The organism is Dechloromonas sp. TW-R-39-2 (genome assembly GCF_016864195.1).
Taxonomy (GTDB): Bacteria; Pseudomonadota; Gammaproteobacteria; order Burkholderiales; family Rhodocyclaceae; genus Azonexus.
The window spans coordinates 229,401-255,255 of the sequence record NZ_CP045202.1 but is presented as its reverse complement, the minus strand read 5'-3'; the positions used below and the strand labels follow the sequence as shown (position 1 = coordinate 255,255).

Here is a 25,855-nt window from a genome sequence, read left to right as displayed (position 1 = left end):
CTTAACTATCCAGTGAAAACAGCAAGGGCACGAGGACCCATGCTTCGATGGTTTCATTGCCTTGCTTGGCCGGTACGAAACGCCAGAGCTCGACGGCCGACCGGGCAGCTTCATCGAGCCGGCTGAAATTGCTCGATTGCTTGATTTCGATAGTCAATGGCAGTCCCTGCGGACTTACCTTGACCTTGAGTATGACGCGGCCCTCTTCGCCGAGGCGACGTGACATGGTGGGGTATACCGGCTTGGGGTTTTGCAGGTAAGCAGCATCAAAGCGCGCGGCAACAATCGGTGCCGGCGGCGCCGGGGGCGTTGGAACGGTTTCGACCGGTCTGGGTGGAGCCTGCGGTGCAACACTGAAATTGCTTGAACTCGGGGTTGATGTGGCGGCAACCATGACCGGTGGGGGGGCGATTTGCGTCTTTGGACGTGGTGCTGCCGTTGGTTTGACCGGAGGCGGTTGGGGCGCTTCAGTTTTCGGCGGTGCCAGTTCGATGATTTTGACGCTCAATGTCGCGAGCGATTGCTGGAATTCCGGACGCAGCGTCGTCGTGACGATGAGCCCGAGCAGTACGGCGTGAATACCAACGACGAGCAGTAATTCAATCAAGCGCCGGGCAGGCTGCTTGGCAGGAATTTCCGGTGTGGAGAACAGGGGCTGACTGTCTGACATCGGTCTATTTTACGTGGTCCTTGATCCAGCGCTCGAGCTGTTCGTGCGGGATCAGTCCAGAGGTCGCAAGGCGCCGATGCTGAGCGTCAAAAAAATAGGTGCGTGGCAACTCGCCATACCAGCGCCGATCAATCTCGAAGCGCAGTTTTTCTGGTTGAGGATCGGCAAAAACCCATTGCTGTTTGCTCGATAAACCGTAGTTTTGAACCAATTTGCTCAGCTCTTCGGATTCGGCAGGAGAGTCCGTTGAGATCAGGACAATATCGGTTCGCGGATACTTCTTTACCCACTGACCGAGCATGCGCAGTTCTTCCGGACAGTGGGTGCAACTGGCTGACCAGAGGGCGAGGATGAATGGTCGACCGGTTCGCTCATCCTGGATTTTTTTGAGGCTGCCTGAGGTGAAGGGCTGAACGTCTGCCTGGGCGAGGCTGCTGAGCAGACCCAGTATTGCGACAAGGTATTTCATGGACTGACCTGCTTCACGGCGACCCCTTGCCTGGCAGTGTTCCATACCAGCCAGATAGCGCCGCGTCCCTGAATCAGTAGCGGATCATCGGCAGCGCCTTCGGTGCTGGAGAGCTCCTTCGGGGCGGACCATGCTTTTCCTTGATTAGTCGAATACATACCCAAAATACGAGTGTACTTGCCATCAAACTCTCGCCATACCAGATGCACGTTGCCATTTTGCGTGGCGATCGCTGGATGGCTGGCCTGGGCGTCAATATTGCCAAAAGGCATGGGTTTCGAGGGCGTTTTCCCGTCGATCCGCCGGTAATACAGTCCGGGGGATTTCTCGGCACCGGTGAACCATGCCAGATGCCGGATAGCATCCCGGTCTACAGCCAGAGTGCCACCGTGATGCGGGCAGGCGTCTATGGCCCAGCCATCTTCCGTGGCTCGCATCAACGGTTCATCGAGACGGGCCAGTGCAAAATCACGAATGTTGCGGCCGAAAATCTGTCGCCAGAAAATCAGGGCTGTCCCGTCCTTGTCGCTGGCCATGCCCAATCGGCAGCATTCACAGGAGTGATCGGCTTGCTTGCGATTGGCGGTAAAAGTCTGGCCGCCGTCATGAGATTGGGCGGTATAGATTGCCGCTCCACGGTAATCGGCTTTGCCGCTGCCATCACGTTTGTCGATCCAGGCGATGGTGATGTTCTTTGCGTCGGCCAGCATGGCATTGAAACGGTGGGTAATTGCTTCCTGATTATCGTTGACCGTGACGGGGGGCGAAAAACTCTGGCCGACATTGTTCGATACCGCAAAGCGGATATGACCGGCAAAGGGTTCGGGCAGGACTTGCGTCCAGTTGAGATAGATTTTTTGCCCGACAACGGCAATCTGCGGCCGACTTTGACCGTCGGCAGCGATCAGCTCGGGGACTTCGTTGACCGTGACCGGGCTTGAAAAATTTTCACCGGCATCATCCGAGTGACTAATTTGTAAATGCCGGCCAACGGCCCGGGCCAACCAAAGTCGGCCATGATCATCAAAACTTGCTGCGACGGCGAGGCGTGGGGCTTGTTCCTGACGAGCTAGCCACTTTCTGGCTGAATTGCTTTGAGTGGTGCTATGAGCAGCATGTTCATCAGCCAGCGTGACGCTGGAAAACAGGCAGGCGCCCAAGGCGAGTAGCAGAACATTCATCAGGTTTGCCTAATTGACTTTGGTCAAAAATGTTTATTTAACAATGATTTAGGTGTCGGATAATAAGGTTTTCAGTCAATCTCAGGAATGCGGCAAATTGTCGCACCTGTTGATTCATCCCCGGCTGCCTTGCATGTTCTCCCATAAAAAAGCCCCGGGGAAAGCCCGGGGCTTTGCTCGGTATCGAAGGTTTAGAACTTCACATTCACACCGGCATAGAGCGAACGTCCCATACCCGGAACTGCGATGCCGTAGGGTGCGCCTGTCCCGTTCAGTGACATGGTCGATCCCTGGCCGATATAAGCGCCGCCAAGCGGGGCTGCATATTGCTGGTTCAGGGCATTATCAAGGCCAAGATCAAGGCGGACCTGCTTCCACTCGTAGCTGCTCCGCAAGTTCAGCAGACCGTAACCTTTGGTCTTGATTTCATTGCGGACAGCCGAAACCTGATGTTTGCCGCTGACCAGTTGCTCTTCGATGGTATTCGTCCAGTTGCCAATCCGATGCTCCAGTGCCAGTTTGGCGTTGAGCGGCATGATGTTGTAAAGGTTGTCGCCGGTGCTCAGGTTCTTGCCGTCCACATAGCCCAGCACGCCGCGGGCCGTGACGCTACCGATGCTGCTGGCTTTGACCACGGGCATGAAACCTGAGATGTCGGCCCCGAACAGGCGGGCATCCTGATTGACCAGCGTCAGGCTGACAAAGCGGTCGGAGCGGCAGGGGGCGCTCAGACAAGTGGCGTCAATGTAATCCTTGACGTAGGTGAAGTACGGCGTGACCTTGAGCCCCCAGCTTTCCTTGGCGGCATCGTGCCAGTCGGCCGTGAAGCTCAGGGTGTGGGCAACCTCGGGTTTCAGGGTGAGATTCCCGACATAACCGTTGCCATCGTTCACCCAGTTGTTCATGGCCAGCGCCATGCCGTTGTTTGACCAGGTATAGCGTTCGTAGAGGCTGGGTGAGCGGGTTTTGCGGGCGTAGCCGCCTTCGTAGGTCTGGGAGGCGTTGGCCACATAGCGGGCCAGGGCGGTCAGATCAATGTTGTCATCGCTGCGTTTGCGGTCGCTGGCATTGAAATTCGATGCGTTATACATCCCGTTGTAACCTTGAACCGAACCGGTATTCATGGTCACCGTACTGCTCCGGAGACCGACCAGGCTTTGCCACTGGCTGGTCCATTGTGCCTCCCATTCGGCGAATACATCGAAGCGGTCGCGTTGCCCGTCGTTGATGTTCCAGAAAGTGTTGGGCGACATCATGGCCGAATTGGCGACCGGAGCCCACCAGTCGCTCAGCCGGTAGCGCTGGTATTCACTGCCGACCCGCAAGGTATCGCGGGCCGAGAGATTGATGTCGGCCTTGATCTGTACCCCGGTATTTTTACCCTCGGTTTCCATCGGCATGCCGGCAACGTTGCGACTTGCGCCAAACCAGTAGAGCTTTTCGTCACCGAAGTTCATCTTGTGGCTGGTGCGCTCGTTATACAGGCGGGTTTCCAGCTTGCCCCAGTCAAATACGCCGGTGTAGCGCAGATTGACTTGCGTGCTCTCGTTGTCAGTCATGTCCATGTGCTGATTCGGATAGCCCTGATAGGGAATGTGCTGATAGCCGAGCTTGAGGTCGAGCAAGTGGTTCTCATGCTTGAGTGCGACGCCCAGCGCATGGTTTTCAGCACGATAGGACGACGAACCGACTTCGTTGCCCTGCAGCCAGCCCTTGCCCCAGGCAGCCTGGCCTGCGGGTTTGAAGTCCTTGGCCGATTTGTAATTGTCGGACTGTGCGGTCGAACCGTTGTAGCTGACACTCAGGTTCTCTGTTGCAACCGTGGCTGATGCATTGCCGCCAATGGCATTGCCGTTGGAGCGGTAAAATGAACCGAGCTGGCCACCGACCAGCATTTTTTCACCCGCCTTGGCAAATTTCGGGGCGGCTGAATTCACCAGAATCGTGCCGCCAATGCTGTCTCCACCCACGCTGACTGGCGTGATGCCGGCAAATACGCGAATCTGCTCGACATTGTTCGGGTCGATATATGACAAAGGGGAGTTCATGTGATTGGCGCAGGCGGAAATCAGATCCATGCCATCCACCTTGATGCGAATTCTGTCGTCGGCCAGTCCGTGAATCACCGGCAGGCCGGAAACGCCACCTGCACCTGAAATGTTCACGCCCGGCACATCCCGGAGCAGGGTTGCGGTGTCGCTGGTTGCGGCGCGCAGCGGTGAAATATCTTTGCTGTCCATCTTGTCGGTTGCTGCATCGGCTCCCTTGATGCGGCCTGCATTGACAACCACGCTATCCAGCGTCTGTGTTTCGGGGCTTGTTTGAGCCTGGACTTGCCAGGCTGCAGTTGTCGAGAACGCGACTGCCATGGCGGCAACCAGCGGACGTAAACGTGAAACCATTGTGCTCTCCCTGTTTATTTTGATCTTTAAACGGGGGCCGATTCTCCGCTTTCGTGAAGACGTGCGGAATGTGACAAATTGTCGCGCACCAGTACAGTGCATGCCAAAAACTGGTTTTGGCGGGTTTGCCGCGGTCGACCGCGGCAGGTCAAAGATTCAGCCGGCGGGGCTGTGGGCCCTGAGTACGCGAAGCATTTCATCTGCCTTGAAGGGCTTGCTGATGAAATCATCCATGCCGGCCCGCATGCATTGTTCGCGGTCGGCAGCCAGCACATTGGCGGTCAGGGCAATGATCGGCAGGCGTGGTAGCGACTCGTTGGCTTCCCTGGTGCGGATCAGTTGCGTGGCTTCAATGCCGTCCATATTCGGCATTTGCAGATCCATCAGGACGAGATCGAAGGTTTGGCTGTTTACGGCGTCAACCGCCTGCAGCCCGTCTTCGGCCAGCGTGACGAGACAGCCCTGCTTGCCGAGCAACATGGTGGCGAGTTTTTGGTTGACCGGCGTATCTTCGACCAGCAGGATGCGTCGCCCTTTCAGGTTGGGGCCGGTCTCCAGCGAAGGGCTGGCGGATATGGCCGTTGTCGTGGCTGGCATGGCTGTGCGCAGATAGTCGATGCTGAACCTGAAATGGCTGCCTTGCCCCGGCTGGCTGTCTACCGAGAGCGTGCCATCCATCATCTCGATCAGGCGCATGACGATCGACAAGCCGAGGCCGGTGCCGCCGTATTTCCGGGTAGTCGAGCTTTCGGCTTGCGAGAAGGGCGAGAAAATCATTTCCTGCTTGTCGCTGGGAATGCCGATGCCGGTATCGCTGACGATGAAGTTGAGTCGAACTTTCTCGGCCACCGGGCCGGGCGTGGCTGACAACTCGATGTGTACGCCACCCTGCTCGGTGAATTTCAGGGCATTCGAGATCAGGTTGGTCAGAATCTGGCGCAGGCGGACCGGGTCGCCGATGACCTCGCGGGGAACGCTCTCCGCAGCGTGCCAGCTGAGCTTCAGCTTCTTGTCGCTGGCTTGTAACGAGTAAATGCCGAGGACGCTGTCGAGCAAATCCGGCAAGGAGATCGGGATATGTTCCAAGCTGAGCTGGCCAGCATCGATCTTGGAAAAATCGAGTACGTCATTGAGAACGCGCAGCAGGCTTTCACCCGATACCTTGACCCAGGTGAGATATTCGCGTTGTTCCGCGGTCAACTCAGTGGCCAGGGCCAAATCCGTCATGCCGAGAATGCCATTCATCGGTGTCCGGATTTCATGGCTCATGGTCGCCAGGAAACGGGTCTTGGCCTGGGCGCCAGCTTCGGCCGCCTTGGCCAGTTCGGTTTCCTTGTCGCGGGCTTCGGTCAGTTCCCTGATCCGCTCGGCGATGGCGCGCGACATGGCATTGAATGCCCGGCCAAGATGGCCGATGTCGTCATCGCCTTCAGGCACCGGTGGCGGCGTCAGATTGCCGGCAGCAACCGCTTCGCTGGCCTCGGTCAGCGTACTCAGATGGCGCGTCATCAGGTAGCCGATCAGGCCGATCAGTCCGGCCGAAAATAAAATTTCGAGCAGCGCGATGCCGACGCCTTGCTGGAAAAGTTGCGCGTGTGCCTGAAGGATCTGCGAAAGATCGAGTCCGACATGCAGCGTTCCCATTTTCTGGCCATAGGCCGTGACCGGCACCTGAATGTCGTAACGTGGATTGCCATCCTTGGCGGCAAAAAGCTGGAAGCTGGGGTCCGGTGGCGGCAAGTCCGAACTTTTGGACCAGCCGCTGCTGGCTATTCGACGACCGGCCTTGTCGGTGACAGCCAGATAGCTGATGCCGCTGGCCGCCCTGCTTTCGTCGAGAACGGCCTGGACGGTGGCATAGTCGTGCTGGGCAAGCGGTGCGACGATGGCGGCGATCAGCACCGGGGCAATCTGCTCGGCATGGCGTTGTGCCTGCATCCCCATATTGTCGGCCAGCAGCCGCAGGCTGTTGGCGACGAGCACGGTCAACATCAGCGCTTCGACCAGAATGGCGACGACCAGAAGACGACCGCGCACCGAGCGCGGCAGGAATGAACGTCTCATCGGGCCTTGATCAACTGACGGGTTTCGACGGCGTAGGGTTCCATCGTTTCAAGCTCCTTGGGGCGAAGCTTGCGGTAAGCCTCAAGCTTGTTCTGGCTGAGGTATTTTTTTCCTGCCGGTGAGTTGGCAAAATTGACCAGTGCCTGCTCGAATTTGCCGAATTGCTGGGCCCAGCGTTTGTTGAGCATGTAAACCCGGCCAAGCAGCGAGTCGCTTTCGGCCAGGATGCGCAAGGCAGCCTGTTGTTCGACCGGCAGTTTTTGAAAATTGGCCAGCGAGGTAAAGGCCAGGCTGGCGTCGCCGGCGAGGACTTGCTGGCTGACGCTGTCGGCCGCTGAAACATAACGCATGCTGGTTTCCTGGACGCCGTTGATTTTCATCCAGTGCTGCCCCCACAAGGTCACCAGGGAGGATGGTGAGAGTCCGAGGACCGTTGAACCTTTCAGATCTGCCGGGCCGCGAAAAGGGCTGTTGCGTGCAACCAGTGCAACGGCCTTGAAATCGGCCTTGTAGGTTGCCAGCGGCAGGTAGCCGGCGTCGGTCTGGTAAAGACGGGCCTGGTGGCCTGTCGTGATTGCCAGGTCGTAATCCTGATTCAGGGCGCGCCGGCCGAACTCGGTAAAATCCGGCGCTGTCTGGACTTCGACGGGCATGCCCAAGTCGCGCTCAAGCTGCTGGCGCAGTGGCTGATACATTTCCAGAATGACCCGGGCGCTGGTGTGTGGCGCAACCCCCAGCTTGAAAACCGGCGACTCTGCCGCTGCGCCCCATGCAAAGCACAGGGCCCCAATGGCGAACAGGCGGATGAGTGCGGATTTCAGCATCAGGTTTCTCAGGCGTTCAGCTTATCGAGTGCCTCGCGCAGTTTTCCCGGTTCATCGAGGCGCAGCATCCGGCGGACCGTGGGGGCGAGTTCGCTGACATCGGCTTTGAGTACGCGATTCTTCACTTCAAGAATCTGCGATGGGTGCATCGAGAAAATGCGCAGGCCCATGCCGAGCAGCAGGCGGGTGAATTGCGGATCACCGGCGACTTCACCGCAAACGGAGACCGGAATGTTGACCTTTTCCGCCATCGACAGCGTGTGGGCCAGGAGCATCAGTACGGCAGGATGCAGCGGGTCGTAAAGATTGGCGACCTGTTCATCGGAACGGTCGATGGCCAGTGTGTACTGGATCAGGTCGTTGGTGCCGATCGACAGGAAGTCGAGGCGGCGCAGGAACAGGCCGACGGCCAATGCGGCGGCAGGAATCTCGATCATCCCGCCAACCTGGATGTTTTCGTCGAAAGCGACCTTTTCGCCACGCAGGCTGGATTTGGCCTGCTCCAGCGCGGCCAGCGTCTGGTCGATTTCATGGGCGTGCGCCAGCATCGGGATGAGCAGTTTGATCGGGCCGTATTTCGAGGCACGCAGGATGGCACGCAGCTGGATCTGGAACATGCGCGGCTCGGCCAGCGACAGGCGGATGGCGCGCCGGCCGAGGGCCGGGTTGGTGTGAACGCGATCGTTGGTGTTGTTGCCGGGGCGCAGATCCTTGTCGTTGCCGAGGTCGAAGGTGCGGATGGTGACTGGTCGGCCGGCCATGCCCTTGACCACTTTTTTGTAGGCTTCGTATTGCTCGCGCTCGTCGGGCATGTCGCCGCGGTCGAGGAAGAGGAATTCGGTACGGAACAGGCCGACCCCTTCGGCACCAGCCTCCAGCGCAATCGGCACATCGCCGGGCAATTCGATATTGGCAAAAAGTTGCACGTCGACCGCGTCAATCGTCTGCGACCTGGCCGTCTTCAGGCGCTTGAGCTTGGAGCGTTCCAGCTCGATCTGGTTCTTGCGGAGCTGGTATTCCTCCAGCACGCGCGGGTCCGGATTGACGATGACGACGCCGCGCGTGCCATCGACGATGATCTGCTCGCCATCGCGGATCAGCGAACGCGCCGTTTCAAGGCCGACAATCGACGGAATCGCCATGCTGCGGGCGAGAATTGCCGTATGCGAAGTCGAGCCGCCGACATCGGTGATGAAGGAGGAGAAGCGGTGATCCTTGAAGGCGATGACGTCGGCCGGTGAGAGATCGTGGGCAACGACGATCAGTTGCTCTTCCTTGACGCCCTTGGCCGTTTTCATCACCGCCCGGCCGGGGTGGCCAAGCAGTTCCTTGATGACGCGCTCGACGACCTGGACGACGTCGAACTTGCGTTCGCGCAGGTAGGGATCGTCGAATTGCTCGAATTGCCCGACCAGGTGCTCCATCTGCTGGACCAGCGCCCATTCGGCGTTGCAGCGCCGCTCGCGGATGATCTCGCGCGGCTTGTCGACCAGTTCCGGGTCTTCAAGGAACATGGTGTGGATGTCGATGAAGGCGGCAAGCTCGGCCGGGGCGTGCTCGGTCGTTTCCTTCATCAGTTCGAGTTCGCCCTTGACGGCCTTCATGGCTGCCTCGAAACGGGCGATTTCCTTGTCGACCATGCGCGGGGCAATGGTCAGGTGCGACACTTCGAGCGTCGCATGCGACATCAGCATGGCCCGCCCGATGGCGATGCCGCTGGAGACACCGAGACCGTGCAGGGTGAAGCTCATGGTCGCTTACTCCCCTTCGCCGAAATAATCGGCGATCAGCGCAAGCAGCGCATCCATCGCCTCAGCCTCATCCGGGCCGTCGGTCTCGACAGTCACTTTCGAGCCCTTGCCAGCCGCCAGCATCATCACCCCCATGATGCTCTTGGCGTTGATTCGTCGCGTGCCTTTGGTCATCCAGACTTCGCTCTTGTATTTGCCGGCCAGCTGGGTCAGCTTGGCCGAGGCGCGGGCGTGCAGGCCCAGTTTATTGATGATTTCAGTTTCTCTGGTCTGCATGTCTAGTGGTCCTGCATGTTGAAAACGCCATCGCGGCCGCCGCCGATGGCTCGGGTGAGCAAGGTTTCCATGCCTTTTTCGCGGTAGGTCAAGGCGCGTAGCAGCATCGGCAGATTAACCCCGGCGATGCCTTCGACGCGCCCCGGTTCCAGTAGTTTCAGGGCGAGATTGGCCGGGCTGGCACCAAAAATGTCGGTCAGGACGACCGCACCTTCGCCGGTATCAACCAGGGCGAGCATTTGTTGAGCCAGTGGCAGGAGGTCGAGCGGGTCATCCTGAGCGGCCACGCCCAGCTGGTTGAGCTGGATCGGGCGCTTGTTGAGCACGTGGCAGGCGTTCTGGACGAGTGCCTCGCCATAGCTGCCATGGGTGATGAGTAGAATTCCGATCATGCGTCGGATTCTACCGCCCTTTCAGCGTCGGCTGGCGATCAGGATACCGCCGACAACCAGGCCGGCTCCGGCCACCTGGGCGAAGGAAATTTGCTCGTCGAGCAGCCACCAGCCAAAGCCGATGGTGAGTAATGGTCCGATCATCGTGATCAGCGAGGCATGGCCGGCGCCGAGCCGCTTGATTGCCGCCGTTTGGGCGAATACCGGGATGATCGTGGCGAACAAGGCCATCGCCAGTCCCCAGCCGTATACCGGCAATGGCTGGATGAAGGCGCTGAGCGGATGTGACAGGGCGAAGTGTACCAAGGTGACGGCCGACGACATTAGCGTGGCGATGGCGGCAAAGCGCATGGCGCCGATCCGCGTGATCATCGGGGCGCTGCCCGAGAGATAGATGGCGTAGGAAACGCTGGAACCGAAGACAAGGGCGCCGCCGAGCCAGACATTGCGGGCATCGCCGAAATCGAGATCATGCATGAAGGCAAAACCGATGCCGCAATAGCAGAAGACGATGGCAATCGCTTCGCGGCGGGTGAAGGGTTTGCCCTGGAAGAAAATGCCGATCAGGATGGTCAGCGTCGGGTAGGTGAACAGGATCAGGCGCTCCAGTCCGGCCGAAATGTACTGCAAGCCCCAGAAGTCGAGGATGCTTGCACCGTAATAGCCGCAACAGCCGAGCAGGAAAAGCCGGCCCCAGTCCTGGTGCGACAATTGGGCGCCGCTGCGTTGCTCGGCCAGGCCGACCCAGAGAAAGACCGGCAGCGCAAAACCCATGCGCAGCGCCAGCAGGGTGACGGCATCGACGCCATACGGATAGGCCAGTTTGACGAAGATGGCCTTCATCGAAAAACCGAGTGCGGCAAGCAGGGCCAGGGCGGCACCGGTGGCAGAACTATTTTGCCAGGCGTTCGATTTTTTCAAAGTCATGTTCGTCGAGTTGGAGTGGATAGCCCATTGAATACGTCACCAGGTGGCTTGGCAATTGGTAATATTCAAAGCAAGCATTCGTTCTGGACGAAACCATGTATTACGATCTTCCTGATTTGCGCCTGGTTGCCGCGATTGCCGACAGTGGCAGCCTGACCCGGGCGGCCGCAAGGGTTCATCTGGCGCCCTCTTCGGCCAGCCATCGCCTGACCCAGCTTGAAGCGGCGCTCGGCGTGCCGCTGTTTGCCCGTCACCATCGTGGCCTGACCCCGACGTTGGCGGGTGAGTCGCTGTTGCGGCATGCCCGTCAGGTATTCGCCCAGCTGGAACAAATGCATGCCGATCTGGCGCCCTACGCCAGCGGCTTGAACAGCCAGGTCACGGTGTTTGCCAACACCAATGCGATCAACTGTTTTTTGCCCGAAGATCTCGGCGATTTTCTGCGTGAGCATCCGCGCATCCGGGTCAGCCTCGAAGAGCAGCCCAGTCCGGCGATCATTCAGGCGGTGGCCGCCGGGCAGGTTGAAATCGGGGTGGTGGCCGCGGAGCGCGGGCCGGGCAGCCTGGATTCGCAGCCTTACCGGCGCGATCGTCTGGCCCTGGTGGTGCCGGCCGGGCATCCGTTGGCGGCTCGCCAGATCGTCGATTTTGCCGAGGTGCTCGACCAGCCTTTTGTCTGCCTGCATGCCGGCAGTGCGATTCATACTTTCATGATGAATGCCGCGGCCCAGTTGGGTGGCAGCCTTGATGTGCGCATCCAGGTACGCAGCTTCAATGCCATTTGCCGCATGGTGGCGGCGGGTGTCGGCATCGGTTTGTTGCCGCACTCGTCGATTGTCGCGGTCGACGGCTTGAAAACGGTAAAAATCGCCGACGACTGGGCGCCGCGCGATCTGCAATTGTGCGTTCGTTCGCGCGCCGCACTCAGCCCGGCGGCAGCTGCCCTGTTCGACCATCTGGCCGACAAGGGCAGGCAGGCGCTTACAACGGTCGTTTGACGGTCAGCGCACCGCGCACTTCGCCCTTGGCGTAGCCGGTCGCCTGGTCGTGTGGATAGCTCTCGCCGAGTTTGGTCTTCAAACCGGCCTCGAATTGTTCAACCGGGCCGTGGCACTTGAGGCAAACGTCGCCGACCGGCAGGGCCTTGATGTAGCGGAAGACCGGTTTGCCGTCGATGTTGACGATTTCGCTCTTTTCCAGCGTTTCCGGTTTTTCGCCGTTGGCGGCACGGATGTTGAAGTCGGCCAGTTGCCGGACTTCCCACAAATCCGGCGTGCTGCGCTCGGCGTTGCGCGTCTTCAGGCTGACCCGGCGAATATCCCAGCTGGTTTCCTGACGTTTTTCCTTGATCAGCGCCGGTGCCTGCTCCTTGCAGACGGGAATCGCCCCGGCGACGCCTTTTTCAGCGACCGCCTCCTGCATTGCACTGACTACCTTGGGGACAACGGGCAGCACGGTTTTTTTGGTATCGGCGGTCAGCGTGGCGATGTCCTGGGCCAGCACCGGCATGGCTGCCAGCAGCAGGGCGAGAGGCATGAAAGTTTTCATTGGGGCTCCGGATAAAATAAGCAAACTCTTATTTTATTCCCTCTTCCTGCTGCATGGTGTGCGATTTGTCAGTGCCAGCGCTCAGCGACGACCGCCGAGAATCGAGCCGAGTACGCCGCGCAGGATCTGCTTGCCGATTTCACGGCCAACGGTGCCGGCCATGCCGCGGGCGGCGCTCTTGGCGGCCGCTTCGATCATGCCTTCGCGCTTGCCGCCCCGCGGTCCGGTGCTGCCGCCGAGCATTTCGCCGATGCTGTCGAGAATGCCGCCGCCGGATTCCTGTGCGGCGACTTCGGGCTGGCGAGCCTGGGGCGCCGGGCGTGGCTGGGCTTGCTGGCCGCCGTGATTGCCCCAATCATTGGCGTTAAGGCCGCCCGGCTGGCCGGGGGGCGGGGCCGGAATGGCGCCGGGAGCCGCTTGCTTTGTGGCCGGCTTGCCGCGCAGTATTTCGTAGGCCGATTCGCGGTCGACCGTGGTGCCGTAAGTGGCGAGCATCGGTGACGCCTGGATCATCGCCTTGCGTTCGTCGGCGCTGAGCGGGCCGAGGCGGGAAGCGGGCGGAAAGATGATGCTGCGGTCGACCACCGTCGGGCGGCCTTTTTCGTCGAGGAAGGAAACCAGTGCTTCGCCGACGCCGAGTTCGGTGATGACGGTGGCTGCATCGAATTTCGGGTTGGCCCGCATGGTCTGGGCTGCGGCCTGGACGGCCTTCTGGTCGCGCGGCGTGAAAGCGCGCAAGGCGTGCTGGACGCGGTTGCCGAGCTGGCCGAGGATTTTCTCCGGCACGTCGAGCGGATTCTGGGTGACGAAATAGACGCCGACGCCCTTCGAGCGAATCAGCCGGACCACCTGTTCGACCTTGTCGGTCAGGGCCTGCGGGGCATCGGTGAACAGCAGGTGGGCTTCGTCGAAGAAGAAGACGAGCTTGGGTTTGTCGAGATCGCCGGCTTCCGGCAGTTGCTCGAACAATTCGGCGAGCAGCCAGAGCAGGAAGGTCGAGTAAAGCGCCGGGGCCTGGACGAGCTTTTCGGCCGAGAGCACGTTGATCACGCCGCGCCCGTTTTCATCGAGCTTCATCAGGTCGTTGATGTCGAGCATCGGTTCGCCGAAGAACTGGTCGCCGCCCTGCTCTTCCAGCGTCAGCAGGCCGCGCTGGATGGCGCCGATCGAGGCTGACGAAACGTTGCCGTATTCGGTGGTGAATTCCTTGGCGTTGTCACCCACGTGCTGGACCATGGCGCGCAAATCCTTGAGATCGAGCAGCAACAGGCCTTGATCGTCGGCGATCTTGAAGACCAGTTGCAGCACGCCGGTTTGCGTGTCGTTCAGGTTGAGAAGGCGGGCGAGGAGCAGCGGGCCCATGTCGGAAATGGTGGCGCGAACCGGTACGCCGCCCTGGCCGAAAACATCCCAGAAGGCGACCGGGTTGGCGTAAGGCTGGAAACCTTCGAGGCCGAGATCCTTGAGCCGGGCTTCCAGCTTCGGCGTGACGACGCCGGGCGCGCCCATGCCGGAAAGATCGCCTTTGACGTCGGCCATGAAGACGGGAACGCCGGCAAAGGACAGGCGTTCGGCGATCGATTGCAGGGTGACCGTCTTGCCGGTGCCGGTGGCGCCGGTGATCAGGCCGTGGCGGTTGGCCATCTGCGGCAGCAATGCCGGGTAGCCGTCTTCGGATTTGGCGAGGTAAAGCGGTTCGGACATGGCGCGAGCTTCCACTGGATAGGTATCCGGCATTCTAGCAACGCTTGGCGGGGTGAAATGTGAAAGAGCGTAATCAGCGTCAGCTGGAAATTCGAACATCGACTGACGAGACTGCCGGCTGCGGTTAAAATTGCGGCTTCTTTGTTTTTGCAGTGAGAGAAGACCATGGCAGGTCATTCCAAGTGGGCCAATATTCAGCACCGTAAGGGTCGTCAGGACGAAAAGCGCGGCGCCGCTTTCTCCAAGATCGCCAAGGAAATTACCGTGGCTGCCAAGATGGGCGGCGGTGATGCCGGTTTCAATCCGCGCCTGCGTGTCGCGGTCGACAAGGCCAAGGGCGTCAATATGCCCAAGGACAAGATCGATACGGCGATCAAGAAAGGGACCGGCGAACTGGAAGGCGTCGATTACGTTGAAATCCGCTACGAAGGCTACGGCATCGGCGGCGCAGCGATCATGGTCGACTGCCTGACCGACAACAAGACCCGGACCGTCGCCGAAGTGCGCCACGCCTTCAACAAGTACGGCGGCAACATGGGCACCGAAGGTTGCGTCGTGTTCCAGTTCAAGCATTGCGGCCAGATGATTTTTGCCCCGGGGACCGACGAAGCGGCGCTGATGGATGCGGCGATCGAAGCCGGTGCCGAGGACGTGGCGACCAATGAAGACGGTTCGATCGAAGTGATCACCGGGCCGACCGATTTCATCACCGTCAAGGATGCACTGGAAGCTGCCGGTTTCAAGCCGGAGTTCGGCGAAGTGACGATGAAGCCGGAAGGCGAAACCGAGCTGGTCGGCGACGACGCCGTGCGTATGCAGAAACTGCTCGATGCGCTCGAAGGTCTGGACGACGTGCAGGAAATCTACAGCACGGCTGTGATGGATGAATAAGCGCTTGCCGCGCAGTCAGGAATTATCGTGAATCAATCCCGTGTCTTGCTTGCCGTGCTGCTTGTTGCATCGAGCCTGACTGCGTCGGCCGCGACGCTGGTCTGCCCGGATTTGTCCGGCGCAGCCCAGGTCAATGCCTGTCCGATGGAAGAAGAGCTGAAGTACACCTACAACGGCTTTTGCAGCGATGCCGCCAAGGCGTATGCCAATCAGACCGACTCCTGTTTGCGTTATGAAGACTACCGGGCGATGAAGAATGTCGCCCTGTGGGAATCGAAGGATGGCGTTTTCGACGCTTACGTTTCCTGCGACAAGCCGGCCGCCGAGGTCAAAATGCTACGGTCGACCGGCATGAGAGTCGAAAAACTGGGCAAGCTGACCAAGCTGGTCTGCAGCTATCCGGGCGGGGTGACGTTTACCTACCGGACCAAGGGTGCTTGCCGGGTGGATGGCGCGCAGGCAAGTTGCGATTGAGTGCCACGGGGCGCAGCTGATGCAGCGCCTCTACCCCTTTCTTTTTGTCTTTCTGTGGAGCACCGGCTTCATTGGGGCCAAGTACGGCCTGCCTTACGCCGAGCCACTTTCTTTTCTGCTCACCCGCTACGCCTTCGTCATCGCCCTGATGACGGCAATCGCCCTGCTGACCCGGGCACCTTGGCCGAAAGCGCCGATGCAGTGGGTGCATATTGCTGTTTCCGGCTTGCTGGTCCATGCCGTTTATCTCGGCGGGGTTTTCGTCGCCATCCGGCACGGCCTGCCGGCCGGCGTCACGGCGCTGGTCGTCGGCATGCAACCCTTGCTGACGGCGCTGGGGGCCGGCTGGTTGCTTGGCGAACAGGTCAATCGCCGGCAGTGGGCCGGTCTGGGCCTCGGTTTTGTCGGCGTTGCGTTGGTTGTCTCAGGCAAATTTGGCGAGGCTGCCGCCCTCGGGCCGATGTTGGTTCCCGCTTTGATTGCCTTGCTCGGCATCACCATCGGCACCTTGTACCAGAAACGTTTTTGCGCCAGCTTCGATCTGCGCACCGGGTCGGTCATCCAGTTCGTTCCGACGGCGCTGGTCACCGCGCTGGCGGTGCTGTCGTTCGAGAATTACCGGATCGAATGGAACGGCGATTTCATCTTCGCGCTCGGCTGGCTGGTGCTGGTGCTCTCGATTGGTGCGATCAGCCTGCTCAATCTGCTGATTCGCAGCGGCAGTGCGGTGAATGTCGCCAGTCTGTTTTATTTGACCCCGCTGAGCACGGCACTGATTGCCTTCGTGATTTTCGATGAAAAACTGACGTTGACCGCAGCAATCGGCATGTTGATCGCGGTCAGCGGCGTCTATCTCGTCGCACGACCCAAGTGAGTCTGGCGACACCGCGTATTCTCGGGATCGATCCTGGTTTGCGGGTCACGGGGTTCGGTGTCGTCGAGTTGCACGGCAACAAACTGGTCTATATCGCCAGTGGCTGCATCAAGTCGAACGACAAGCAATCGCTGCCGGAGCGGATCAAAACGCTGTTTGCCGGGATCAGCGAGGTGGTTGCAACGTATCAGCCGGATCAGGCTGCGGTCGAGAAGGTCTTCGTCAACGTCAATCCGCAATCGACCCTGCTGCTCGGCCAGGCGCGCGGTGCGGCAATCAGCGCCCTGGTTCACGCCGGTCTGCCGGTCTCCGAATACACGGCATTGCAGGTCAAGCAGGCCGTCGTCGGCCATGGCAAGGCGGCCAAGGAGCAGGTTCAGGACATGGTGGTCCGGTTGCTCAATCTCTCCGGTTCACCGACTTCCGACGCGGCCGATGCGCTGGCTTGCGCCATTTGCCATGCGCATGGCGGGCAAGGTTTGGGCGCCATGGCGACCGCCGGGTATCGCATTCGGGGCGGCCGCCTGATAGGATGAGCACCTGTGTGAAATTACAGTACCTTGCCCTGAAAGAAATCGAGCCGACATGATTGGAAGACTGACCGGCATCCTCGCCGAAAAAAATCCCCCGCAGATCGTGCTGGAGGTGAATGGCGTCGGCTACGAGCTCGACGTGCCGATGAGCACCTTCTACAACCTGCCGGCCAATGGCGAAAAAACGCGCTTGCTGACCCATTTCGCCGTGCGTGAGGACGGTCACTATCTGTACGGCTTCCTGACCGAGGCCGAACGTTTCGCTTTCCGTCAGTTGCTCAAGGTTTCCGGGATCGGCGCGCGCACTGCGCTGTCGGTCCTCTCTGGCCTGTCGGTCGGCGATCTGGCCGCTGCCGTGGCGCAGCAGGAGCTGGGTCGCCTGATCAAGGTGCCGGGCATCGGCAAGAAAACGGCCGAGCGCCTGTTGCTCGAACTCAAGGGCAAACTGGCTGAAACTACCGGTGTTTCGCTGCTTGCTGCGGTCGACGATACAAAACAGGATATTTCCAACGCCCTGCTCGCTCTGGGTTACAACGAAAAGGAAGCGGCTGCGGCAATGAAGCAATTGCCAGCCGATATCGGCACCTCGGATGGCATCCGGGCGGCGCTCAAATTGTTGTCCAAGGTCTGATGTTCAGCAGCGAGGAAAATCCCAAGCGCCTGGCGCAGATTGCGCTGGTGATCTTGCTGATTGTCGGCTGCATTGCCGTGCTCTGGCCGATGATCGGCGCCGTGCTGTTCGCTTTCGTCGTCTGGATCTGCACCTGGCCGCTTTATTCAGAACAGCTGCTGCCGCGTCTGGGCGGCCGCAACACGCTGGCCGCCACCTTGATGACGACCCTGCTCGTGCTGGTCATGCTGCTGCCGATGATCTTCCTGGCTGGCAGTCTGGCGAGCAGCGCCGACAAGCTGATCGATTTCGCCCGGCCTTATGTCGAGCAGGGCTTGCCGCTCGATCCACCCGCCTGGCTTAGTGGATTGCCGTTTTTTGGTGTCGAGATCGATACTTTCTGGCACCAGATCGCCAGTAACCGGGCCGAACTGAATGCCCTGCTCAAGCAACTGGTCGTGCCTTTGCGCCAGTTCGGGCTGGCGCTCGGCGGCATTGCTGCCAACGGTTTGTTGCAGGTGGCGTTGGTGATTTTTGTTGTTTTCTTCCTTTATCGCGACGGCGCCAAGGTGGTCCATTCGTTGTATGTCGCCGCGCACAAACTCGGCGGCGAGTTGGGTCAAGAAATGCTCGACAAAGCACGCGGCACGGTGGTTGGGGTGATGCTGGGCATTGTCGGCACGGCTGCGGCACAAGGCACGGTGGCGATGATCGGTTTCCTGATTGCCGGTGTTCCGGCTGCAGTCCTGCTGGGTTTTGCCACCTTTTTCCTGTCGATGATTCCAATCGGGCCGCCGTTGATCTGGGGGGGCGCCGCCGCCTGGCTTTACAGTCAGGGGCTGACCGGCTGGGCGATTTTCATGGTCCTTTACGGCCTGTTCATCATCAGCAGTATCGACAACTTTGTAAAACCCGTCCTGATGGCGCGCGGCGCCGGCATTTCGATTTTGCTGATCGCGCTCGGCGTGCTTGGTGGGGTGCTGGTCTTCGGCTTCATCGGCATTTTTCTCGGGCCGGTACTGCTGGCGCTCGGCCATATGCTGTTTGGCCGCTGGACGCGTGAGGACATTTCCGCATGATCGAAACCGACCAACTTTTTGCTCCGCAGGCCGATTCTCCCCGTGCCGCGGTCGACCGCATCATTGCCCCGAATTCGAAATCGGCTCAGGAAGAGGCGCTGGAACGGGCGCTCCGTCCCAAGCGGCTGGCTGATTACACCGGCCAGGTCAAGATTCGCGAGCAACTGGAAATCTTCATCCAGGCAGCCAAGAATCGCAGCGAATCGCTCGACCATGTGTTGCTTTTCGGGCCGCCAGGTCTGGGCAAGACGACTTTGGCCCATATTGTGGCGGCGGAGATGGGCGTCAACCTGCGCCAGACTTCCGGCCCGGTGCTCGAACGAGCCGGCGACCTCGCCGCCATCCTGACCAATCTCGAACCGCACGATGTACTGTTTATCGACGAAATTCACCGTCTTTCACCGGTCGTTGAAGAAATTCTCTACCCGGCGCTGGAGGATTTCCAGATCGACATCATGATCGGCGAAGGCCCGGCGGCACGCTCGGTCAAGCTTGATCTGCCACCGTTCACGCTGGTCGGTGCGACGACCCGGGCCGGCATGCTGACCAATCCGCTGCGCGACCGTTTCGGTATCGTCGCCCGGCTTGAGTTTTACAACGCCGATGAACTGAAAAGTATCGTCAGTCGTTCCGCCTCCCTGCTTAATGCGCCGATCGACCCGGAAGGCTCGCTCGAAATCGCCAAACGTTCGCGTGGCACGCCGCGTATCGCCAACCGCTTGTTGCGTCGGGTGCGCGATTACGCCGAGGTCAAGGCCGATGGCAACATTACCCGCCAGGTCGCCGATGCCGCGTTGCATATGCTTGACGTTGACCCTGCCGGGCTTGACCTGATGGATCGCAAACTGCTCTCGGCGGTGATCGATAAATTCGGCGGCGGACCGGTCGGAGTCGACAATCTGGCGGCTGCGATTGGCGAAGCTCGCGACACGATCGAAGATGTCCTGGAGCCCTACCTGATCCAGCAAGGCTATCTGCAACGGACCTTGCGCGGCCGGATTGCCACGCCGGCCATTTATCGCCATCTTGGCTTGCCGGTGCCAAATTCGCCGGAAACCTTGCCGGAAAACTGAGTTTTGGCGCGGTCGACCGCGCCAAATGCGGCAAGAAACAGATCGTTACAAAATATTGTTGCGGCGCAAGGTAAAATCGCGGGATGAAATACGAGCCCAAGCCCAACGCCTTCTCGATCCCCGTTCGTGTCTATTACGAAGATACCGACGCCGGCGGCGTGGTTTACTACGCCAATTACCTCCGCTTCTTCGAGCGTTGCCGTACGGAATGGATGCGTTTTGCCGGCCACGACCAATCGGCGCTGGCTGCCGAAGCCGGTATTGGTTTCGTGGCGCGCAAGGCGAGTTGCGAATATCTCAAGCCGGCAAGGCTCGACGACGAACTGACTGTTGGTCTGGAAGTCGAAAAACTCACCCGTGTCCGCGTCGTCTTCCGTCAGCACGTCCGCCGTGGCGACGTTGAACTGGTCACCGGCACCGTCGAAATCGCCTGCGTCAACATGGCCACCATGACGCCGGCGGCCATCCCCGATTTTCTGCATCAAAAACTGGAAGCGCTGAAATGAACGTCACCCAGGATATGTCCATCCTCCACCTGATTCTCCAGGCCAGCGCGGTCGTCCAGGCCGTCATGGCCCTGCTCGCCGGCGTTTCCTTCATGTCCTGGTACTACATCTCGATGAAGTGGTTCACCGTGCGCCTGGCGCGCACCAAGACCGAGACTTTCGAGCGTGATTTCTGGTCCGGCGGCGATCTGAACAACCTCTACAACAGCGCGGTCAACGACCGCCACCATGCCGGCTCGATGGAGCGCATCTTCGAAGCCGGTTTCCGCGAATTCACCAAGCTCAAGGGCCAGAAGAACCTCGACCCGAAAGACATCGTCGACGGTTCGCGCCGTGCCATGCGCGCCACCTACCAGCGCGAAATGGATGCACTCGAATCGCATCTCGCCTTCCTCGCGTCGGTCGGTTCGGTGTCGCCGTATGTCGGCCTGTTCGGTACGGTGTGGGGCATCATGCACGCCTTCCGCGGCCTTTCGAATGTCGGCCAGGCCACGCTGGCCTCGGTTGCGCCGGGTATTGCCGAAGCGCTGGTCGCCACCGCCATCGGCTTGTTCGCCGCCATTCCGGCCGTGCTCGCCTACAACCGTTTCTCGCACGACATCGACCGCCTGGCTGTGCGCTACGAGTCGTTCATGGAAGAATTCTCCAACATCCTTCAGCGGCAGATGCGTTAAGCCATGCGCCAGCGTCGCCTGAAAGCTGAAATCAACGTCGTTCCCTACATCGACGTCATGCTGGTGCTGCTCGTCATCTTCATGGTGGCAGCGCCGATGATGACGACGTCGAGTATCGATGTGCCGACCGTCGGCAAGGCCAATACCGCACCAACGGCACCGCTCGAGGTTGCGATCAAGGCCGACCAGACCTTGACGCTGACTGACCGGGCTGGAAATGGCAAGGAAATCCGCGTCGACCGCAAGGAACTACCGGGCATGATCCGCGCTGCGCAGGACAAGAATCCCGAGCAGCCGGTATTGATCGCCGGTGACAAGAACGTGAAGTACGAAGCCGTTCTTTCGGTGATGGATGAATTGCAGCGTGCCCAGGTCAAGCGCGTTGGCCTGGTTGTTCAGACAACTGGCAAATGATCCTCGATCGTCCCGAAGAGCCCGGTAAAAAGTACGCACTGGCGTTCACCATCGCGGTGCACGTCGGTCTGGTGCTGGCGCTCTTTCTTGGTGTGCAGTGGAAGCGCAGCCCGCCCGAGGTGATGGAGGTCGAACTGTGGTCGGCCAAACCGGCGCCGGCGACTTTTGTCCCGCCGCCGCCCCCGCCGGAACCCGAGGTGAAACCCGAGCCGAAGCCGTTGCCCAAGGTCGAGCCCAAGCCAGAGCCACCGCCGCCGAAAAAACCGGATATCGCGGTCAAGGAAGAAAAGAAGAAACCTGAGCCGAAGAAGCCGGAACCCAAGCCCGAGCCACCGAAGCCGGAACCGCCGAAAAAGCCTGAGCCGAAACCCGAGCCGCCCAAGAAACCGGAGCCGAAGAAGCCCGAGGCACCGAAGTTTGACTTCGACAAGGAACTGGCCAAGGAAACCTCGCAGCTCAAATCTGCGACCCGCAGCGCCACGGACAGCCAGCGGATGTCGAATGCTGCCGCGGCTGAAGCCGAGCAGCGCGCCTCATCGAACAAGCGCGGGCTGGCCGATTACGCCACCAAGATTCGCGTCAAAATTCGGGGGAACATCGTTCTGCCTCCCAGTATTCAGGGGAATCCGGAAGCCATCTTTGCCGTCGATCAGTTGCCATCCGGCGAGGTTCTGGCCATCAAGCTCAAGCGTTCGAGCGGCAATCCGGGTCTGGATGCAGCAATCGAACGAGCCATCCTCAAGTCTTCGCCCTTGCCCAAGCCCGATGATGCGGCGCTTTTCCAGCGTACGCTGGAAATAAAATACAAGCCGTTTGAAGAGTAAAATCGCGTAAAACCTATTGAAAATGAACGCAATGTACACAATTTCACGCCGTCTCTTCCTGGCCCTCGCGCTCTCCATGACCGGACTGGCTCAGGCTCAGTTGTCGATCGAGATCAGCGGTGCCGGTGCCAATCGCCTGCCGATTGCGATTGCCGATTTTACCGGTGATGGCACGGCGTCACGCATCATCACCGCAACGGTTCGTTCGGATCTTGAGCGCAGTGGCCTGTTCAAATTGATCGATCCGGCCAATGCCGTGCTCGATGAAAATTCCCCGATCAATTACGGCGAATGGAAAGGCCGTGGTGCCGATTCTCTGGCTGCCGGTCGTCTGGCACAAAGCCCGGATGGCCGGATGGAAGCCCGTTTCCGGGTCTATGACACACAAAAGGGTGTGACGCTGGGTGGTGCGGTCTACGTCACCAGCAACCAGCAATTGCGTGCCGCCGGTCACCGTATCGCCGATTACATCTATGAAAAACTGACCGGCGAGAAGGGTGTTTTCTCGACCCGGATCGCCTATGTCGTCAAGGCTCGCGGTCAGTTCCTGTTGCAGATCGCCGATGCCGACGGCCAGGGTGCCGCGACCGCGCTGACCTCGACCGAGCCGATCATTTCGCCGGCCTGGTCGCCGGATGGCGGACGTCTGGCTTATGTCTCCTTCGAAAAGAAGAAGCCGGTCATCTACGTTCATTCGCTGGCTTCCGGGCAGCGCCAGATCGTCGCCAATTTCAAGGGTTCCAATTCGGCACCGGCCTGGTCGCCGGATGGTCGCCGGCTGGCGGTCGTGCTTTCCAAGGATGGCAATTCGCAGATTTATGCCGTCAATGCCGATGGCAGTGGCGTCCAGCGTCTGAGCCAGTCGGGCGGCATCGATACCGAACCGCGCTACTCGCCGGATGGCGGCACAATCTATTTCACGTCCGATCGGGGCGGCAGCCCGCAGATTTACCAGATCGGCGCCAATGGCGGTGATGCCCGCCGGGTCAGTTTCGAAGGCAATTACAATGTCTCGCCGCGTCCCTCGCCGGATGGCAAGAGCCTGGCTTTCATTACCCGCCGCGAAGGTCGTTTCCAGCTCGCCGTGATGGATCTGGCCAGCCGTCAGGTGCAGGTGCTGACCGACTCGCACAAGGACGAATCCCCCAGTTTTGCCCCTAATAGCCGCATGATCCTGATCGCCACTGAAGTTGGCGGGCGCGGCATCCTATCGGCTGTCTCCAGCGATGGCAGGATCAAACAACGCCTTTCGGTCGCCGCGGGTGATGTACGTGAGCCGGCCTGGGGCCCTTTCTTTCAATAATCCTCACCAAATTCCCCGGAGAACACCATGAAAAAACTGCTTATTCCCGCCCTGCTGTCCGCCTTGATCGTCGGTTGCAGCTCTACCCCGATTCCTGACGACAATGGCGGTGCGCCGGTCGAGTCCCGTACCGGTGGCAGCAATACCGGTGTTGCTCCGGTGGTTGCCGGTGGCCTTGATTCCCGTGGTCTGCCGCGCGAACTGACCGATCCGAAGAGCACGCTTGCCCAGCGCAGCATCTATTTCGACCTCGACAGCTACGAAGTCAAGGGTGAATACAAGGATCTGGTTGCCGCACACGCCAAGTACCTCGTTGCCAATCGTGGTTTCAAGGTGCTGCTGCAAGGCAATACCGACGAACGCGGCAGCCGCGAATACAACCTGTCGCTCGGCCAGAAACGGGCCGATGCAGTCAAGCGTTCGCTGACCCTGCTCGGCGCTCGTGAAGATCAGGTGGAATCGGTCAGCCTCGGTGAAGAAAAGCCGAAGAACGACGGTCATGATGACTCGGCCTGGGCGGAAAACCGTCGCGCCGACATTCTCTACCGTGCAGCTGACGGTCGCGGCGAGTTCTGATCATGCGCCCGGTTCGAATCGCCCTCCTGATTGCCGCACTCGGCACGGCCCAAGCGCAGGCCGGTGTATTTGACGACGATGAAGCACGTCGTCAGATTACCGATCTGAAAATCAAGACGGAGGCGCGCTTCGACCAGCAAGCCAAGGGCCAGCTGGATCTGGCAGGCCAGATCCAGCGCCAGGCCGAAGAAATTGCCCGCTTGCGCGGTCAATTGGAAACACTGAATTACGAGTTGGAAACTGCCAAGAAGCGGCAGCAGGATTTTTACCTCGATCTCGATACCCGTTTGCGCAAGTTCGAGGCTCCGGGTAGCGCCAATGCCACGGTCGACCCCGCTGCCGGCGGAAATCCGGTGAAAGCCGATCCGGCACGCGAGGGGCAGGAATACGAAGCCGCCTTGAACCAGTTCAAAGCGGCCAAGTACAAGGAGGCCGCTGTGGCCTTCGCTGGCTTCGTCCAGAAATACCCGGATAGTTCGCTGGCGCCGAATGCCCAGTACTGGCTCGGCAATGCCTGGTACGCCCAGCGCGATTGCAAGCGTGCGATCGAAGCGCAAACGCTGGTCACGACCAAATACGCGGATTCGCCGAAGGCGCCCGATGCCTGGCTGGCGATTGCCACCTGCCAGCAGGAGCTGGGTAATCCGGCCGGCGCCAAGCGCTCGCTGGAGACGGTGCTCGGCAAATATCCCAACACACCGGCAGCCGAGTCGGCCCAGCAACGTTTGAAGAAGAAATAATTGGCTTTACGTCTGACTGAAATTTTCTTCTCCCTGCAGGGAGAAGCTGCACGCGCCGGCCTGCCGACCGTCTTTGTCCGCCTGACCGGTTGTCCCTTGCGTTGTGTCTGGTGCGATACCGAATACAGCTTTACCGGCGGTGAGCCGGCAACGATAGCCTCGGTGTTGGCCGAGGTCGCCAAATACCCCGCACGCCAGGTTTGTGTCACCGGCGGTGAGCCGCTGTCGCAGAAAGAATGCCTGCCTTTGCTGACCGCCTTGTGCGATGCCGGCTACGACGTTTCCCTCGAAACTTCCGGCGCACTTGACGTTGCTGCGGTCGACCCGCGTGTGGCGCGGATTATGGATTTAAAGGCACCGGATTCCGGCGAATCGGCGCGCAATCGTTGGGAAAATCTCGACGTGCTGACGGCACGTGACGAAATCAAGATCGTCATTGCTTCGCGCGGTGATTACGAGTGGGCGCGCGATGTATTGCGCCAGCGCAACCTGGCGCAATGTTGTCAGGTTCTGTTCTCTCCGGCCCAGGGGCGTGTCGAGCCACGGATGCTGGCTGAATGGATACTCGAAGACGGTCTCGATGTGCGCTTTCAGATGCAGTTGCACAAAGTGCTTTGGGGTAACATGAAGGGCAAATAACGGACGGAGACTTCCATGACCAGCAATCGCCGCCAGTTTTCCCGGATTCATTTCCAGACCGAAGCAAGGCTTTATCTGCCGGCGGGTGAAGCTTCAGTCGAGGTGCTTGATCTATCGCTGAATGGTGCGCTGATTCAGCCAGAAGTCGATTTCTATGCCAAAGTTGGAACCAAGGGCGCGCTAAAAATACGTCTCGACGAGATGGGAACGACGATCAGCATGGAAGTAGCTATCGTGCACCATCAGGGCCAGGTCTATGGGCTCGCCTGTCGTGAGATCGATCTCGATAGCATCACCCATCTGCGACGACTGGTTGAGTTCAATATGGGCGATGAAATGCTGCTCGAACGCGAGCTGGCGTTGCTGATCAAACCTTAGTCTCGATTTTCGGGGGCTTCCCCGCCGTTTTACAAATTTCATCGTGCTTTCTATTGTCA

At 59.7% G+C, this 25,855-nt stretch carries 29 protein-coding genes; 17 read left to right on the top strand and 12 right to left on the bottom strand.

Translation table 11 applies throughout. The features are described 5' to 3' along the window. Position 1: 1 nt before the first annotated feature. The 10 genes from GBK02_RS01270 to GBK02_RS01225 all read right to left on the bottom strand — a co-directional run bounded on the left by GBK02_RS01270 (position 2) and on the right by GBK02_RS01225 (position 10,956). Positions 2-670 (bottom strand): energy transducer TonB, encoded by a 669-nt coding sequence (locus GBK02_RS01270; protein ID WP_203467976.1) that lies wholly within the window; start codon positions 668-670, stop codon positions 2-4. 4 nt (positions 671-674) lie between these two features. After that, complete coding sequence (locus GBK02_RS01265; RefSeq protein ID WP_203467975.1) at positions 675-1,139, bottom strand: TlpA disulfide reductase family protein; 465 nt, start codon at positions 1,137-1,139, stop codon at positions 675-677. Further along, complete coding sequence (locus GBK02_RS01260) at positions 1,136-2,320, bottom strand: exo-alpha-sialidase (RefSeq protein ID WP_203467974.1); 1,185 nt, start codon at positions 2,318-2,320, stop codon at positions 1,136-1,138. Before GBK02_RS01260 ends, GBK02_RS01265 begins: the two co-directional genes overlap by 4 nt. A 191-nt stretch (positions 2,321-2,511) precedes the next feature. Then, complete coding sequence (locus GBK02_RS01255) at positions 2,512-4,722, bottom strand: TonB-dependent siderophore receptor (RefSeq protein WP_203467973.1); 2,211 nt, start codon at positions 4,720-4,722, stop codon at positions 2,512-2,514. Positions 4,723-4,878: 156 nt separating this feature from the next. Continuing rightward, a complete protein-coding gene (locus GBK02_RS01250; protein WP_203467972.1) occupies positions 4,879-6,786 on the bottom strand; it encodes an ATP-binding protein in 1,908 nt (635 codons plus the stop codon). Beyond that, complete coding sequence (locus GBK02_RS01245) at positions 6,783-7,610, bottom strand: phosphate/phosphite/phosphonate ABC transporter substrate-binding protein (protein WP_203467971.1); 828 nt, start codon at positions 7,608-7,610, stop codon at positions 6,783-6,785. Before GBK02_RS01245 ends, GBK02_RS01250 begins: the two co-directional genes overlap by 4 nt. An 8-nt stretch (positions 7,611-7,618) precedes the next feature. After that, on the bottom strand, positions 7,619-9,361 hold the full coding sequence (gene ptsP, locus GBK02_RS01240) for a phosphoenolpyruvate--protein phosphotransferase (protein WP_203467970.1): 1,743 nt from the start codon (positions 9,359-9,361) through the stop codon (positions 7,619-7,621). 6 nt (positions 9,362-9,367) lie between these two features. Then, the gene (locus tag GBK02_RS01235; protein WP_203467969.1) at positions 9,368-9,637 is read right to left on the bottom strand and encodes an HPr family phosphocarrier protein; all 270 of its coding nucleotides are present in this window, start codon (positions 9,635-9,637) and stop codon (positions 9,368-9,370) included. 2 nt (positions 9,638-9,639) lie between these two features. After that, positions 9,640-10,029 (bottom strand): PTS sugar transporter subunit IIA, encoded by a 390-nt coding sequence (locus GBK02_RS01230; RefSeq protein WP_203467968.1) that lies wholly within the window; start codon positions 10,027-10,029, stop codon positions 9,640-9,642. A gap of 21 nt (positions 10,030-10,050) precedes the next feature. Next, a complete protein-coding gene (locus tag GBK02_RS01225; RefSeq protein WP_203467967.1) occupies positions 10,051-10,956 on the bottom strand; it encodes a DMT family transporter in 906 nt (301 codons plus the stop codon). Positions 10,957-11,051: 95 nt separating this feature from the next. Between GBK02_RS01225 and GBK02_RS01220 the strand changes: the two genes are divergently transcribed. Further along, positions 11,052-11,954: a LysR family transcriptional regulator gene (locus GBK02_RS01220; protein WP_203467966.1), complete on the top strand. Its 903-nt coding sequence runs from the start codon at positions 11,052-11,054 to the stop codon at positions 11,952-11,954. On the opposite strand, the gene GBK02_RS01215 is transcribed toward GBK02_RS01220, so the two are convergent. Together GBK02_RS01215 and GBK02_RS01210 are read right to left on the bottom strand one after the other, a co-directional pair. After that, entirely contained in the window at positions 11,938-12,504 is a 567-nt protein-coding gene (locus GBK02_RS01215) for a DUF3365 domain-containing protein (protein ID WP_203467965.1), read from the bottom strand. The two genes, GBK02_RS01220 and GBK02_RS01215, sit on opposite strands and share 17 nt — an antisense overlap. 81 nt (positions 12,505-12,585) lie before the next feature. Further along, positions 12,586-14,208, bottom strand: coding sequence for a helicase HerA-like domain-containing protein (locus GBK02_RS01210; RefSeq protein ID WP_203467964.1), 1,623 nt, complete (start codon positions 14,206-14,208; stop codon positions 12,586-12,588). 165 nt (positions 14,209-14,373) lie between these two features. Here GBK02_RS01210 and GBK02_RS01205 point away from each other — a divergent pair, with 165 nt between their 5' ends. The 16 genes from GBK02_RS01205 (at position 14,374) to GBK02_RS01130 (ending at position 25,796) form a co-directional block, all read left to right on the top strand. Beyond that, complete coding sequence (locus tag GBK02_RS01205) at positions 14,374-15,099, top strand: YebC/PmpR family DNA-binding transcriptional regulator (protein WP_203467963.1); 726 nt, start codon at positions 14,374-14,376, stop codon at positions 15,097-15,099. Positions 15,100-15,126: 27 nt separating this feature from the next. Then, positions 15,127-15,573, top strand: coding sequence for a hypothetical protein (locus GBK02_RS01200; protein ID WP_203467962.1), 447 nt, complete (start codon positions 15,127-15,129; stop codon positions 15,571-15,573). Between the two features lie 19 nt (positions 15,574-15,592). After that, a complete protein-coding gene (locus tag GBK02_RS01195) occupies positions 15,593-16,447 on the top strand; it encodes a DMT family transporter (protein WP_203467961.1) in 855 nt (284 codons plus the stop codon). After that, positions 16,444-16,983, top strand: coding sequence for a crossover junction endodeoxyribonuclease RuvC (gene ruvC / locus GBK02_RS01190; protein WP_203467960.1), 540 nt, complete (start codon positions 16,444-16,446; stop codon positions 16,981-16,983). The genes GBK02_RS01195 and ruvC overlap by 4 nt, the downstream gene beginning before the upstream one ends. Positions 16,984-17,032: 49 nt before the next feature. Further along, positions 17,033-17,611, top strand: coding sequence for a Holliday junction branch migration protein RuvA (gene ruvA, locus GBK02_RS01185; protein ID WP_203467959.1), 579 nt, complete (start codon positions 17,033-17,035; stop codon positions 17,609-17,611). Continuing rightward, the gene (locus GBK02_RS01180; RefSeq protein ID WP_203467958.1) at positions 17,611-18,669 is read left to right on the top strand and encodes an AI-2E family transporter; all 1,059 of its coding nucleotides are present in this window, start codon (positions 17,611-17,613) and stop codon (positions 18,667-18,669) included. The genes ruvA and GBK02_RS01180 overlap by 1 nt, the downstream gene beginning before the upstream one ends. Next, the gene (gene ruvB, locus GBK02_RS01175; RefSeq protein WP_203467957.1) at positions 18,666-19,742 is read left to right on the top strand and encodes a Holliday junction branch migration DNA helicase RuvB; all 1,077 of its coding nucleotides are present in this window, start codon (positions 18,666-18,668) and stop codon (positions 19,740-19,742) included. The genes GBK02_RS01180 and ruvB overlap by 4 nt, the downstream gene beginning before the upstream one ends. A gap of 83 nt (positions 19,743-19,825) precedes the next feature. Further along, positions 19,826-20,248, top strand: a complete 423-nt coding sequence (gene ybgC / locus GBK02_RS01170; RefSeq protein ID WP_203467956.1) for a tol-pal system-associated acyl-CoA thioesterase — start codon at positions 19,826-19,828, stop codon at positions 20,246-20,248. 14 nt (positions 20,249-20,262) lie between these two features. Next, positions 20,263-20,922, top strand: a complete 660-nt coding sequence (tolQ, locus tag GBK02_RS01165; RefSeq protein WP_371810512.1) for a protein TolQ — start codon at positions 20,263-20,265, stop codon at positions 20,920-20,922. A gap of 3 nt (positions 20,923-20,925) precedes the next feature. Further along, positions 20,926-21,336: a protein TolR gene (gene tolR / locus GBK02_RS01160; RefSeq protein ID WP_203467954.1), complete on the top strand. Its 411-nt coding sequence runs from the start codon at positions 20,926-20,928 to the stop codon at positions 21,334-21,336. Next, entirely contained in the window at positions 21,333-22,160 is an 828-nt protein-coding gene (locus tag GBK02_RS01155) for an energy transducer TonB (protein WP_203467953.1), read from the top strand. The genes tolR and GBK02_RS01155 overlap by 4 nt, the downstream gene beginning before the upstream one ends. A gap of 31 nt (positions 22,161-22,191) precedes the next feature. Beyond that, complete coding sequence (gene tolB, locus GBK02_RS01150; protein ID WP_203467952.1) at positions 22,192-23,463, top strand: Tol-Pal system beta propeller repeat protein TolB; 1,272 nt, start codon at positions 22,192-22,194, stop codon at positions 23,461-23,463. Between the two features lie 27 nt (positions 23,464-23,490). Continuing rightward, entirely contained in the window at positions 23,491-24,039 is a 549-nt protein-coding gene (gene pal / locus GBK02_RS01145) for a peptidoglycan-associated lipoprotein Pal (protein ID WP_203467951.1), read from the top strand. 2 nt (positions 24,040-24,041) lie between these two features. Next, the gene (gene ybgF, locus GBK02_RS01140) at positions 24,042-24,779 is read left to right on the top strand and encodes a tol-pal system protein YbgF (protein ID WP_203467950.1); all 738 of its coding nucleotides are present in this window, start codon (positions 24,042-24,044) and stop codon (positions 24,777-24,779) included. Next, positions 24,780-25,418, top strand: coding sequence for a 7-carboxy-7-deazaguanine synthase QueE (gene queE, locus GBK02_RS01135; protein WP_203467949.1), 639 nt, complete (start codon positions 24,780-24,782; stop codon positions 25,416-25,418). It begins immediately after the preceding gene. Between the two features lie 15 nt (positions 25,419-25,433). Further along, entirely contained in the window at positions 25,434-25,796 is a 363-nt protein-coding gene (locus tag GBK02_RS01130) for a PilZ domain-containing protein (RefSeq protein ID WP_203467948.1), read from the top strand. Positions 25,797-25,855 lie beyond the last annotated feature (59 nt).